This is a genomic window from Streptomyces sp. RKAG290, assembly GCF_023701695.1.
In the GTDB taxonomy this organism is placed as follows: Bacteria; Actinomycetota; Actinomycetes; order Streptomycetales; family Streptomycetaceae; genus Streptomyces.
Map to the genome: position 1 here is coordinate 1,891,945 of NZ_JAJOZC010000001.1, position 12,360 is coordinate 1,904,304.

General features: G+C 71.4%; 9 protein-coding genes and 1 pseudogene. 8 read left to right on the plus strand and 2 right to left on the minus strand.

The genetic code is table 11. The features are described 5' to 3' along the window. Positions 1 to 150: 150 nt before the first annotated feature. The 6 genes from scy (at position 151) to LNW71_RS07895 (ending at position 9,293) form a co-directional block, all read left to right on the plus strand. Positions 151 to 3,933 carry a polarized growth protein Scy gene (gene scy / locus LNW71_RS07870; RefSeq protein WP_250967574.1) on the plus strand — a complete coding sequence of 1,261 codons (3,783 nt, stop codon included), beginning with the start codon at positions 151 to 153 and terminating at the stop codon, positions 3,931 to 3,933. A gap of 185 nt (positions 3,934 to 4,118) precedes the next feature. Further along, positions 4,119 to 5,057 (plus strand): cellulose-binding protein, encoded by a 939-nt coding sequence (locus tag LNW71_RS07875; RefSeq protein WP_250967575.1) that lies wholly within the window; start codon positions 4,119 to 4,121, stop codon positions 5,055 to 5,057. Positions 5,058 to 5,177: 120 nt separating this feature from the next. Beyond that, the gene (locus LNW71_RS07880) at positions 5,178 to 6,203 is read left to right on the plus strand and encodes an ATP-binding cassette domain-containing protein (protein ID WP_250967576.1); all 1,026 of its coding nucleotides are present in this window, start codon (positions 5,178 to 5,180) and stop codon (positions 6,201 to 6,203) included. Between the two features lie 5 nt (positions 6,204 to 6,208). Continuing rightward, positions 6,209 to 6,988: an ABC transporter permease subunit gene (locus LNW71_RS07885; RefSeq protein WP_250967577.1), complete on the plus strand. Its 780-nt coding sequence runs from the start codon at positions 6,209 to 6,211 to the stop codon at positions 6,986 to 6,988. Positions 6,989 to 7,149: 161 nt separating this feature from the next. Further along, a complete protein-coding gene (locus tag LNW71_RS07890) occupies positions 7,150 to 8,400 on the plus strand; it encodes an ABC transporter ATP-binding protein (protein WP_250967578.1) in 1,251 nt (416 codons plus the stop codon). After that, positions 8,397 to 9,293, plus strand: a complete 897-nt coding sequence (locus tag LNW71_RS07895) for an ABC transporter permease subunit (RefSeq protein WP_250967579.1) — start codon at positions 8,397 to 8,399, stop codon at positions 9,291 to 9,293. The genes LNW71_RS07890 and LNW71_RS07895 overlap by 4 nt, the downstream gene beginning before the upstream one ends. 31 nt (positions 9,294 to 9,324) lie before the next feature. On the opposite strand, the gene LNW71_RS07900 is transcribed toward LNW71_RS07895, so the two are convergent. Then, positions 9,325 to 9,654 carry an ATP/GTP-binding protein gene (locus tag LNW71_RS07900; RefSeq protein ID WP_250967580.1) on the minus strand — a complete coding sequence of 110 codons (330 nt, stop codon included), beginning with the start codon at positions 9,652 to 9,654 and terminating at the stop codon, positions 9,325 to 9,327. A gap of 211 nt (positions 9,655 to 9,865) precedes the next feature. On the opposite strand from LNW71_RS07900, the gene LNW71_RS07905 reads away from it, so the two are divergent. Further along, positions 9,866 to 10,909: an LLM class flavin-dependent oxidoreductase gene (locus LNW71_RS07905; protein WP_250967581.1), complete on the plus strand. Its 1,044-nt coding sequence runs from the start codon at positions 9,866 to 9,868 to the stop codon at positions 10,907 to 10,909. Between the two features lie 90 nt (positions 10,910 to 10,999). On the opposite strand, the gene LNW71_RS07910 is transcribed toward LNW71_RS07905, so the two are convergent. Then, entirely contained in the window at positions 11,000 to 11,392 is a 393-nt protein-coding gene (locus LNW71_RS07910) for an SCO5389 family protein (RefSeq protein WP_250967582.1), read from the minus strand. 263 nt (positions 11,393 to 11,655) lie between these two features. On the opposite strand from LNW71_RS07910, the pseudogene nucS reads away from it, so the two are divergent. Further along, positions 11,656 to 12,326, plus strand: a pseudogene (gene nucS / locus LNW71_RS07915) (endonuclease NucS). Positions 12,327 to 12,360 lie beyond the last annotated feature (34 nt).

Below are 12,360 nucleotides of genomic sequence, written 5' to 3' on the forward strand. Positions count from 1 at the left end.
CCCCGGGGGGACCGTTCGCCGGCGAACGGTACTCGTTTGGAGTTATCGACCAGGGTTGGGGTCTCCCCTGCTCAGTGGGCATCCCCTGCTCGAACGAAGTTGAGAGCTTGGGGAAAGAGTTGAGAGCTCGGGGAAGGATGGGACCGCGCAGTGCGGGGCTACGAACGCCAGGAGAGCCACCGAGCTGAAGACGACCATCTCTCGCGGTTCGAAGCCGAGATGGACCGGCTGAAGACCGACCGGGAGAAGGCCGTCCAGCACGCCGAGGACCTCGGTTACCAGGTCGAGGTCTTGCGTGCCAAGCTGCACGAGGCCCGCCGCAGTCTGGCGACCCGTCCCGCCTACGACAGCGCGGACATCGGCTACCAGGCGGAGCAGCTGCTCCGTAATGCCCAGGTCCAGGCCGACCAGCTGCGCAACGACGCCGAGCGCGAGCTGCGCGAGGCCCGTGCGCAGACGCAGCGGATCCTGCAGGAGCACGCGGAGCACCAGGCGCGGCTGCAGGCCGAGCTGCACAGCGAGGCCGTGCAGCGGCGCCAGCGGCTCGACCAGGAGCTGGCGGAGCGCCGCCAGACCGTCGAGTCCCATGTCAACGAGAACGTCGCGTGGGCCGAGCAGTTGCGGGCCAGGACCGAGTCCCAGGCCCGCCGGCTGCTGGAGGAGTCCCGGGCGGAGGCCGAGCAGGCGCTCGCCGCCGCCAGGAGCGAGGCCGGCCGGCTGGCGGACGAGACCCGGCAGCGGCTCGGTTCCGAGGCGGAGTCCGCCCGGTCCGAGGCCGAGTCGATCCTGCTGCGGGCCCGCAGGGACGCCGAGCGACTGCTGAACGCCGCCTCCAGCCAGGCGCAGGAGGCCACCAGTCACGCCGAGCAGCTGCGTACGTCGACGACGGCCGAGACCGAGCAGACCCGGCAGCAGACCACCGAGCTGAACCGCGCCGCCGAGCAGCGCATGCAGGAGGCCGAGACGCAGCTGCGCGAGGCCCGGGTGGAGGCCGAGAAGGTCCTGTCCGAGGCGAAGGAGTCGGCGGTCAAGCGGCTGGCCGGCGCCGAGTCGCAGAACGAGCAGCGCACCCGTACGGCCAAGTCGGAGATCGCCCGGCTGGTCGGCGAGGCCACCAAGGACGCCGAGTCGCTCAAGGCGGAGGCCGAGCAGGCGCTGGCCGATGCCCGTGCCGAGGCGGAACGGCTCCGGTCCGAGGCGGCCGACAGCGCCCGCACCGCCGCCGCGGAGGACGCGGCGGCCCAGCTCGCCAAGGCCGCCCGCGCCGCCGAGGAGGTCCTGACCAAGGCGTCCGACGACGCCAGGTCGACCACCCGGGCGGCGGGCGAGGAGGCCGACCGGATCCGCCGCGAGGCGGAGGCCGAGGCGGACCGGCTGCGCGGCGAGGCCGCCGAGCAGGCCGACCAGCTCAAGGGCGCGGCCAAGGACGACACCAAGGAGTACCGGGCCAAGACGGTCGAGCTGCAGGAGGAGGCGCGCAGGCTGCGCGGCGAGGCCGAGCAGCTGCGTTCCGAAGCGGTCGCCGAGGGCGAGCGGATCCGGGGCGAGGCCCGTCGGGAGGCCGTCCAGCAGATCGAGGAGGGCGCGAAGACCGCCGAGGAGCTGCTCTCCAAGGCGCGGACGGACGCGGACGAGCTGCGCGGCGCCGCGGGCACCGAGAGCGAGCGCATCCGTACCGAGGCCACCGAGCGGGCCGGGGCGCTGCGCAAGCAGGCCGAGGAGGCCCTGGAGCGGGCCCGCGCCGAGGCCGACCGGCTGCGCACCGAGTCCGAGGAGCAGGCGGAGTCGACGACGTCCGCGGCCGAGCAGGCGGCGGCGGAGCTGCGCGAGGAGACCGAGCGCGCGGTCGCCGCCCGGCAGGCGGAGGCGGCCGACGAGCTGACCCGGCTGCACACCGAGGCCGAGACCAAGGTCAGCACCGCCGAGCAGACGCTGGGCGAGGCGCGCACCGACGCGGAGCGGCTGCGGCGCGAGACGAACGAGGAGACCGAGCGGCTGCGCGCCGAGGCCGCCGAGCGGCTGCGCTCGCTCCAGGAGCAGGCCGAGACCGAGGCCGAGCGGCTGCGCGACGAGGCCGCGGCCGACGCTTCGCGCTCCCGCGCGGAGGGCGAGACCGTCGCCGTACGGCTGCGCAGCGAGGCCGCGGCCGAGGCGGAGCGGCTGAAGTCCGAGGCGCAGGAGAGTGCCGACCGGGTGCGCTCGGAGGCCGCGGCCGCTGCGGAGCGGGTGGGCACGGAGGCCGCCGAGGCGCTGGCCGCCGCCCAGGAGGAGGCGAACCGGCGCCGCCGCGAGGCCGAGGAGACCCTCGACGCGGCACGTGCCGAGGCGAACCAGGAGCGCGAGCGGGCCCGCGAGCAGAGCGAGGACCTTCTCGCCTCCGCCCGCAAGCGGGTCGAGGAGGCGCAGGCCGAGGCCCAGCGCCTGGTCGAGGAGGCGGACAGCCGGGCGACCGAGATGGTCTCCGCGGCCGAGCAGACCGCCCAGCAGGTACGGGATTCGGTCAACGGGCTGCAGGAACAGGCCGAGGCGGAGATCGCCGGGCTGCGCTCCACCGCCGAGCACGTCGCGGAGCGGACGAAGTCCGAGGCGCAGGAGGAGGCGGACCGGGTCCGCTCCGACGCCTACGCCGAGCGGGAGCGGGCCGGCGAGGACGCTGCCCGGATCCGCCGGGTCGCGCAGGAGGAGACCGAGGCCGCGGAGGCGATGGCCGAGCGGACGGTCTCCGAGGCGATCACGGAGTCGGAGCGGCTGCGCGCCGAGACGGCGGAGTACAGCCAGCGGATGCGCACCGAGGCGTCCGACGCGCTGGCCTCGGCCGAGCAGGACGCGGCCCGCAGCCGCGCGGAGGCCCGCGAGGACGCCAACCGGATGCGGTCGGAGGCGGCGGTCCAGGCCGACCGCCTGATGTCCGAGGCGACCGGCGAGAGCGAGCGCATCCGTACGGAGGCGGCTCAGCTGGCGGCCCGGGTCGGCGACGAGGCGGCGGGCGAGGCGGAGCGGATGCGGGCGGAGGCCGCGGCCACCGTCGGTTCCGCGCAGGAGCACGCGGCCCGCACCCGCGAGGAGGCGGAGCGGCTGCGCGGCGACGCCGAGGCCGCGGCCGAGCAGATGCGGTCCGAGGCCCGACAGGAGGCGGACCGGCTGCTCGACGAGGCGCGCGAGTCCGCGTCGAAGCGCCGGGCCGACGCCGCGGAGCAGGCCGACCAGCTGATGAACAAGGCCCAGGAGGAGGCGCTGCGCGCCGCCACCGAGGCCGAGGGGCAGGCCGACACGATGGTCGGAGCGGCCCGCAACGAGGCCGTCCGGATCACCTCCGAAGCGACCGTCGAGGGCAACTCCCTGGTCGAGCGGGCCCGGACGGACGCGGACGAGCTGCTGGTCGGCGCGCGCCGTGACGCCACCGCGATCCGGGAGCGGGCCGAGGAGCTCAGGACTCGCCTGGAGGGTGAGATCGAGGAGCTGCACGACCGTGCCCGGCGGGAGACCTCCGAGCAGATGAAGACGGCCGGCGAGCGCGTCGACAACCTGATGAAGGCGGCGACCGAGCAGCGCGAGGAAGCCGCGGCGAAGGCCAAGGAACTGCTGGCGGACGCCAATTCGGAGGCGAGCAAGGTCCGGATCGCCGCCGTGAAGCGGGCCGAGTCGCTGCTGAAGGAGGCCGAGCAGAAGAAGGCCAGCCTGGTGCGCGAGGCCGAGAAGCTGCGGTCCGACGCCGAGGCCGAGGCCAAGCGGACGGTGGACGAGGGAAGGCGCGAACTCGATGTACTGGTGCGCCGGCGCGCTGACATCAACACGGAGATCTCCCGTGTCCAGGACGTTCTGGAGGCGTTGGAGTCTTTCGAGACCCCCGCGGCGGGCGGTAAGGGCGCCGACGGCGTCAAGGCCGGGGCCGCGGCGGGCACTCGTTCGAGTGGCAAGCCGTCCGATGGGTAGTCGGTCGGCCCTCTCCCGTGGTTCGGCAAGGACGTTCAGCCCTCCGAGTGGCAAGGGTTGCGGGGGTTAGCCACTCAAAAGGGGTGTCATTCTCCAGATCAAACGGGCATCTGCTCGATGACACGCCGTCCGGGCCCCTAGGATTCCCCCTATCACCTCACCGGTCTTACTTCGACAGGAACCCCATGAGTGACCCTTCCTCCCCCTTCGGCTTCGAGCTCGTGCGGCGTGGTTACGACCGCGGTCAGGTGGATGACCGCATTACCAAGCTCGTCGCCGACCGTGATAGTGCTCTCGCCCGCATCACGTCTCTGGAAAAGCGCATCGAGGAACTCCACCTCGAAACGCAGAACGCCCAGGCCCAGGTGAACGACGCCGAGCCGTCGTACGCCGGCCTCGGCGCGCGCGTGGAGAAGATCCTCCGCCTTGCCGAGGAGGAGGCGAAGGACCTGCGCGAGGAGGCCCGTCGCGCCGCCGAGCAGCACCGCGAGCTCGCCGAGTCCGCCGCCCAGCAGGTGCGCAACGACGCCGAGACCTTCGCCGCCGAGCGCAAGTCCAAGGCCGAGGACGACGGTGTCCGCATCGTCGAGAAGGCCCAGGGCGAGGCGACCACCCTGCGCACGGACGCGCAGAAGGACGCCGCGCAGAAGCGCGAGGAGGCCGACGCCCTCTTCGAGGAGACCCGCGCCAAGGCCGCCCAGGCCGCCGCGGACTTCGAGACCAACCTGGCCAAGCGCCGTGACCAGTCGGAGCGCGACCTCGCGGCCCGTCAGGCCAAGGCCGAGAAGCGTCTGGCCGAGATCGAGCACCGCGCGGAGCAGCTCCGCCTGGAGGCCGAGAAGCTCCGCACGGACGCCGAGCGCCGGGCCCGTCAGACGGTGGAGACCGCGCAGCGCCAGTCCGAGGACATCGTGGCCGACGCCAACGCGAAGGCCGACCGGATCCGCAGCGAGTCGGAGCGCGAGCTGGCGGCGCTCACCAACCGCCGCGACTCGATCAACGCGCAGCTGACCAACGTCCGCGAGATGCTGGCGACGCTGACCGGTGCCGCTGTGGCGGCCGCAGGCACCCCCGCCGAGGAGGAGCCTGTCACCCGCGGCGTTCCGGCCCAGCAGACCCGCTGACGCCCGCACAACAACGCACGCACGGCCGGTCGTCCCTGACGCACCGGTCGGTCCGGCTCCGACGCGCCCGGTTCCGCCTTTGTGGTGGCGCCGGGCGCGCGGCCGTTCTAGCGTGAACGCATGATCGAGCTCGATGGCCTCACCAAGCGTTTCGGCAGCAAGGTTGCCGTCGACCAGTTGTCGTGCCGGATCAAGCCGGGGATGGTGACGGGTTTTCTGGGACCCAACGGGGCGGGCAAGTCCACCACGATGCGGATGATGCTCGATCTCGACAACCCCACCAGCGGATCGGTACGCATCGACGGCAAGCACTACCGCGAGCTGGAAGAACCCCTGAAGTACATCGGCGCGCTGCTCGACGCCAAGTCGATGCACGGCGGCCGCAGCGCGTACAACAACCTGCTCTGTCTGGCGCAGAGCAATCGGATCCCGCGCAGCCGGGTGGCGGAGGTCCTCGACACCGTCGGCCTGACCGCGGTGGCGAAGAAGAAGTCCAAGGGTTTCTCGCTCGGCATGGGCCAGCGGCTCGGAATCGCCTCGGCGCTGCTCGGCGACCCCGAGATCCTGATGTTCGACGAACCCGTCAACGGTCTGGACCCCGAGGGAATTCACTGGATCCGAAACCTGATGAAGGCGCTGGCCTCGGAAGGCCGGACGATCTTCGTCTCCTCGCACCTGATGAGTGAAATGGCGCTGACCGCTGATCATCTGATCGTGATCGGCCAGGGAAAACTGCTGGCCGACACCTCGATGGCCGACTTCATCCACCAGAATTCGCGCAGTTATGTACGGCTGCGCTCGCCGCAGCAGGAGCGGCTGCGCGACGCGCTGCACGCGGAGGGAGTCGTGGCGGTCGAGTCGGGGAACGGCACGCTGGAGGTCGACGGCGCCACCACCGAGGCGATGGGCGAGCTCGCCGCCCGGCACACGATCGTGCTGCACGAGCTGAGCTCCCAGCGGGCCTCGCTGGAGGAGGCGTTCATGCAGATGACGGCGGACTCGGTCGAGTACCACGCGCACTCGGAACGGGGCGCCGCGCCGCCCCCGGTGGGACCGCACTGGGGCGATCAGTGGAACCAGCCGCCCGGGGGCGACCCGGGAACTCCCGGCGGGTCCGGCGGGTCCGGCACCGGCAAGGGGGCGTGACGACGATGGCATCAGTACCCGCGGTCCTGACCTCGGAATGGACCAAGATCCGTACGGTCTCCTCGACCACCTGGACGCTGATCTGCGCGTTCGTCGTCACCGTGGCGATGGGCGCCGCGCTCTGCGCGGTGATGAACTCCCAGTTCGACAGCCTCTCCGATGCGGAACGGGCCACCTTCGACCCCACCTTCATCAGCTTCTCGGGGATGATTCTCGGCCAGCTGGCGATGGTCGTCTTCGGTGTCCTGGTGGTCGGTACGGAGTACAGCTCCGGCATGATCCGCACCTCGCTGGCGGCGGTGCCGCAGCGCGCCACCTTCCTCTTCAGCAAGATGCTGGTGGCCGGCGTGCTGGCCCTGGTGGTCGGTCTGATCACCAGTTTCGTCACCTTCTTCCTCGGCCAGGCCCTGCTCGGTGACCACAGGACCGACATCGGCGCGGACAACGTGCTGCGGGCGGTGTTCGGCGGCGGCATCTACATGGGGCTGATCGCGATCTTCTCCATGGCGGTCGCGACGATGCTGCGCAGTTCCATGCTGTCGCTCGGCATCCTGATGCCGTTCTTCTTCCTGGTCTCCCAGATCCTGTCGGCCGTACCGGGCGCCAAGAGCGTCGCCCAGTACTTCCCCGACCAGGCCGGATCCAAGATCATGCAGGTGGTGCCCGACGCGATGAACAGCGATCCGGCACCGTACGGACCATGGGCCGGGCTGCTGATCATGGTCGCCTGGGTGGCGGCCGCGGTGATCGGCGGCTTCCTCGTACTCAAGAAGCGGGACGCCTGACCGGGGCGGCCGTGGACCCCCGGTCCACGGCCGCCGTACGGGACGCGCCGCGCAACGGCTTGGCCGGAACCGTCAAGGCCTGGTTATCCTCCTAACTCTTACGGGGGCGTGCGGCCGGACGGCCTGTGCCCCGACGACAGATAAGTCGATGGGGCTGGAGCATGATCGAGGCAGTCGGCCTGACCAAGCGCTATGGCGCGAAGACGGCCGTGTACAACCTTTCCTTCCAGGTGCGGCCGGGCACCGTCACCGGATTCCTCGGTCCCAACGGGTCGGGCAAGTCGACGACCATGCGCATGATCCTCGGTCTGGACCGGCCGACCTCCGGCCATGTGACGATCGGCGGCCACGCCTACCGCAGCCTGCCCAACGCACCGCGTCAGGTGGGTGCGCTGCTGGACGCCAAGGCGGTGCACGGCGGCCGCAGCGCCCGCAACCATCTGCTCTCGCTGGCCCAGCTCGCCGGCATCCCCGCGGCCCGGGTCGACGAGGTGCTCGGTGTCGTCGGTCTGCAGGACGTGGCGCGGAAGCGGTCCAAGGGCTTCTCGCTCGGCATGGGACAGCGGCTCGGCATCGCGGCCGCCCTGCTGGGCGATCCGCAGGTGCTGCTCTTCGACGAGCCGGTCAACGGCCTCGACCCGGAGGGCATCCTCTGGGTCCGCAACCTGATGAAGATGCTGGCGTCCGAGGGCCGCACCGTCTTCGTCTCCAGCCACCTCATGAGCGAGATGGCGCTCACCGCCGACCATCTGATCGTGATCGGCCGCGGCCAGCTGATGGCCGACATGAGCATCACGGACTTCATCTCGGCCAACTCGGCCGACTTCGCCCGGGTCCGGGTCCAGGACAACGGCGCCGAGCAGCGGGAGAAGCTGACCGCCACGCTCACCGAGGCGGGTGGGCGGGTGATGTCGGAGCCGGACGGAGCCCTGCGGATCACCGGCCTCGCGCTGCCGCGGATCAGCGATCTGGCCCACGGGTCGGACGTCCGGCTGTGGGAGCTCTCGCCGCACCAGGCCTCGCTGGAGGAGGCGTACATGCGGATGACGCAGGGCGCCGTCGACTACCGCTCGACGGCGGACCAGAAGGCGGGGCTGGTGCAGCCGCTGCCGGGCAACGGATACGGGCAGCCGCACCCGGGGTACGCCCCGCCGCAGCAGACCGTGCCGGAGGTCCCGCAGCAGGGCTGGTACGCCCCGCCGCCGCCCGGACAGAACCCGTACGCGGCAGCCCCCGCGCCCGGCCAGGCACCGGCAGTCGCCCCGGGCGGCCCGGCGCCGGTCCCGGCAGCAGCGCCCGCCCCTGCGGCGCCCGTCCCGGCAGCGCCCGCTGCCGCCTCCCCCGCCCCGGCGGCGCCCGCAGCGGCTCCCGCCGATCTGACCGCGCGCGACACCAGCGAGGACCCCCGATGACAACGCCGTCCACGCCGCCGACGCCGTACCAGCAGCAGGCGTACGAGCAGCCGGCCGCACCGCAGCACCCGCAGGCTTACCAGCAGCAGGGCGCGCAGGGCGCCTTCTACACCTCGCCGATCCCGGTGCGGCGCGCCACCCTCGGCGACGCGATCGCCTCCGAGTGGACCAAGATCCGTTCCGTGCGCTCCACGATGTGGACGCTCGGCGTCATGATCGTGCTGCTGCTCGGCATCGGCCTGCTCTCGGCGCTCGCCGTCGATCTGTCCGACTCCGACCTGGGCTCCACCCCGGTGCTCAGCCTCGGCTTCTTCGGCGTGCTGCTCGGTTCGATCTGTGTGATCACGCTCGGCGTGATGACGATCGCCTCGGAGTACGGCACCGGCATGATCCGTACGACGCTGACCGCCTGCCCCAGCCATGCCCGGGTGCTCAGCGCGAAGGCCATCGTCTTCTTCCTGCTCACCTTCGTCCTCACGACCGTGATGACCTCGATCGTCGGCGTGCTGCAGACGGCCATCCTGGACGCCGATACGCCCAGCGGCGAGGACTGGCTGCGCAGCACGGTCGGTGTGGGCCTCTACATCGCGACGCTGGGGCTGCTCTCGCTGGCGGTCGGCACGCTGATCCGGCACTCGGCCGGTGCGATCACCGTCATGATCGGCGTGGTGCTGCTGCCGCTCGTGCTGGCCATCTTCATGTTCGCCGAGTCGCTCTCGAAGGTCCAGCAGTGGCTGCTGGAGTACTCGATCCCCAACCAGCTCAGCAATTTCTACGACGCCTCGGTCACCGCGTCGGGGCCGTCCGGCTGGGAGCCGCTGTGGATCATGCTCGCCGTGACCGCCGTGGCCCTGGGCGGCGCCTACCTGGCCATGAGCCGGCGCGACGTCTGACCGGCCGCCGCCGGCCGGCGCAGCCGGGCGCTCAGTACCTCGGCGCGTTCCTGGACCGCTGCACCCGTGTGGTGCGGCGGTCCTTCGCGTTCCAGCAGGCCTTGTGCCAGTGCCTGCGGTCGTCGATCCCGCCGTACTGCGACCAGGCCACCAGGTGCGGGACGCCGGACGGGATCTCCTGGTCGCAGCCGGGGCACCGGTAGCGCTTGCCCGCCGCGCTCGCACCGCTCACCGGGCGGACGGACCACTCCTCGTCCTGCCACTCCTCGGAGCGCCCTCCACCGCCGTACCGGTCCCCCGCCGTGCGTGCGCTGTCGGTGGGACTCTCGCCGCCTCGGGGGCGGTTGCGGCGCGGGGACACGTGACACCTCACGGGGCAGGGCTGGGCAGTTCCCGTCCAGCGTAGGGCCATTCGGCCGGGGTACACGTCCCGCACCGCTCGCCGCGGGGCCCGGGACGGGACGGGTTACCGGAAAATCGCAACAACTTCCCCGCGGACCGTGCCTTTGGCACGTGTCAGACGTTGTTGCCAGTAGGGGAGAGCCGCGTCGGCCGCAAGGAGGCAATAGGCGATGCGCGTGGGAACGTTCGTACTGGCAGCCCAGTTTCCGGGGCAGGGGCCGGGTGAAGCGCTGCATCGCGCCATCCGGTCCGCCGAGGTCGCGGAGGAATCCGGACTCGACTCGGTCTGGCTGGCCGAACATCATTTCGTGCCGTACGGGGTCTGCCCGTCCGCCGTGACACTGGCCGCGCTGCTGCTCGGCCGCACCCGCAGAATCCGGGTCGGCACGGCGGTGAGCGTGCTGCCGACCCAGCATCCGGTCGCACTCGGCGAGCAGGCGGCCCTGCTCCACCTCACCAGCGGGGGCCGGTTCACTCTCGGCGTCGGCCGGGGCGGCCCCTGGATCGACCTGGAGGTGTTCGGCGGCGGCCTGGAGGCGTACGAGAAGGGCTTCCCCGAGTCCCTGGGGCTCCTGCTCGACTGGCTGCGCGAACCACGGGTGGCGGGCCGCGGGGAGCGCTACGGCTTCCGCGAGGTGGCGGTGGTCCCCCGGGCCGACGAACTCTTCGACGGGGAGGACGGCGAGAACCCCGGCGGTCCGGAGGTGATCGTCGCCTGCACCTCGCCGAAGAGCGTGAGACTCGCCGCCGAGAACGGCCTGCCGATGCTGCTCGGGATGCACTGCGGCGACGAGGAGAAGGCCGAGATGGTGGCTCTGTGGCGGTCCAGCGCGCTCGCCGCCGGCCGGTCGCCGGAGAGCGTGCGGCAGGCCGGGCACGTCTCCGCGGGGGTGGCCCAGATCGCGGACCGTACCGAGGACGCCACCGAGACCCTCGTGAAGGCGATGCCCGGCTGGCTGCGGCAGGGGCTCGGCGCCCATGTGACGGTCGACGGCCGGCACCGGGTGATGCGCGACCCGGTCGGCTACACGGAGCTGCTGTGCGGCCTTCACCCGGTGGGCCCGCCCCGGCTCGCGGCCGACCGGCTCGCGGCCACGGCGGAGCGCACGGGCATCACCCGCTTCGCGCTCCTGGTCGAGGGTTCAGGAGATCTCATGGCCACGGAGGAGAACGTAGCGCGCCTGGGCACCGAGGTGCTGCCGCTCCTGAAATGACCGCCCGCAGCCGGTATTCCGGTGTACGAACGGGAGCTGCCGCCCCGGACCAGTCGCACCTCCCGCGGCCCGGAGCGGCAGCAGAGGCGTTCAGCAGTCCCGTAGTTCGGGCGACTGGTTGAGCAACTGGCCCCTCACCGAGGTGAATCGGGCCAGCCGGTCGTCGACCGAGGCGTCCAGCGGGAACACCGCGACGCGGTGGCAGTTCTGGAATGCGAGACGCACCCCGAAGTGCCGCTGCAGCGCGCCGCGTATCGCATCACTCGCGAGCGCACGCAGCAGCTGACCACGTGCCTGCTCGTTCGGCGGCGGCGTCTGGTTGTCGGCGAACTCGCCACCGTCGACCTTCAGCTGTGCCACCAACGAGCTGATCATCTCCCATGCGAAGGGCAGGGAGGTCCGGACGCAGTCGACGAAGTCGGCTTCGTCGACCTCGCCTCGCTCGGCCTGTTCCAACAGCGCCGGTGAGACGTCGAGCGACATGGGTTCTCCTCTCGCGACCCCGGCGGAGCGCCGGAGCCTTACGGGCAGGGAAGGAGGACGGCGACGCAGCGTGCACAGACGGCGACCTCCTGCATCCACGGTAAGGGTGCAGTCCGGGCCGCACCAGGAGATTGGGAACACAACCGGCCAATAACGAAGGGGTTCAAAGACGGACAAGCCAGATTCGGTCAGGTCGAGGCGGGGATGGAGTGACGGGTGGGTGAATCGCGTCGACCGCCTGTCGTCGAGTAGCGTTGCCGACCATGCGTCTCGTCATCGCCCGCTGCTCCGTGGACTACGCGGGCCGGCTCACGGCCCACCTGCCCTCCGCTCCCCGTCTGATCCTGGTGAAGGCGGACGGGAGCGTGTCGATTCACGCCGACGACAGGGCGTACAAACCGCTCAACTGGATGTCGCCCCCTGCACCTTGAAGGAGGGCTCCGGCGACACCGAGGGCGTCTGGACCGTCGTGAACAAGGCGGGCGAAAAACTGATCATCACGATGGAAGAAATCCTCCACGACTCGTCCCATGAACTGGGCGTGGACCCCGGCCTGATCAAGGACGGCGTGGAAGCGCATCTGCAGGAGCTGCTCGCCGACAGGATCGAGACGCTCGGCGAGGGCTACACCCTGATCCGCCGCGAGTACTTCACCGCCATCGGCCCGGTCGACATCCTGTGCCGCGACGCCGACGGGCAGACCGTGGCGGTCGAACTCAAGCGGCGCGGCGACATCGACGGCGTGGAACAGCTGACCCGCTACCTGGAGCTGCTCAACCGCGATCCCCATCTCGCCCCGGTGAAGGGCATCTTCGCGGCCCAGGAGATCAAGCCCCAGGCCCGCGTGCTGGCGACGGACCGCGGTATCGGCTGCGTGGTGCTCGACTACAACGCGATGCGCGGCATCGAGGACGACAAGCTCAGGCTGTTCTGACCCCGGGCGCCCTCCGGCGCTTGATCACCCTCCG

Coding starts and splice junctions, on each gene's coding strand:
- LNW71_RS07910 (WP_250967582.1), bottom strand. CDS start 11,392: ATGTCGCTCGACGTCTCACCGGCGCTGTTGGAACAGGCCGAGCGAGGC.
- LNW71_RS07905 (WP_250967581.1), top strand. CDS start 9,866: ATGCGCGTGGGAACGTTCGTACTGGCAGCCCAGTTTCCGGGGCAGGGG.
- LNW71_RS07885 (WP_250967577.1), top strand. CDS start 6,209: ATGGCATCAGTACCCGCGGTCCTGACCTCGGAATGGACCAAGATCCGT.
- LNW71_RS07890 (WP_250967578.1), top strand. CDS start 7,150: ATGATCGAGGCAGTCGGCCTGACCAAGCGCTATGGCGCGAAGACGGCC.
- LNW71_RS07880 (WP_250967576.1), top strand. CDS start 5,178: ATGATCGAGCTCGATGGCCTCACCAAGCGTTTCGGCAGCAAGGTTGCC.
- LNW71_RS07895 (WP_250967579.1), top strand. CDS start 8,397: ATGACAACGCCGTCCACGCCGCCGACGCCGTACCAGCAGCAGGCGTAC.
- LNW71_RS07875 (WP_250967575.1), top strand. CDS start 4,119: ATGAGTGACCCTTCCTCCCCCTTCGGCTTCGAGCTCGTGCGGCGTGGT.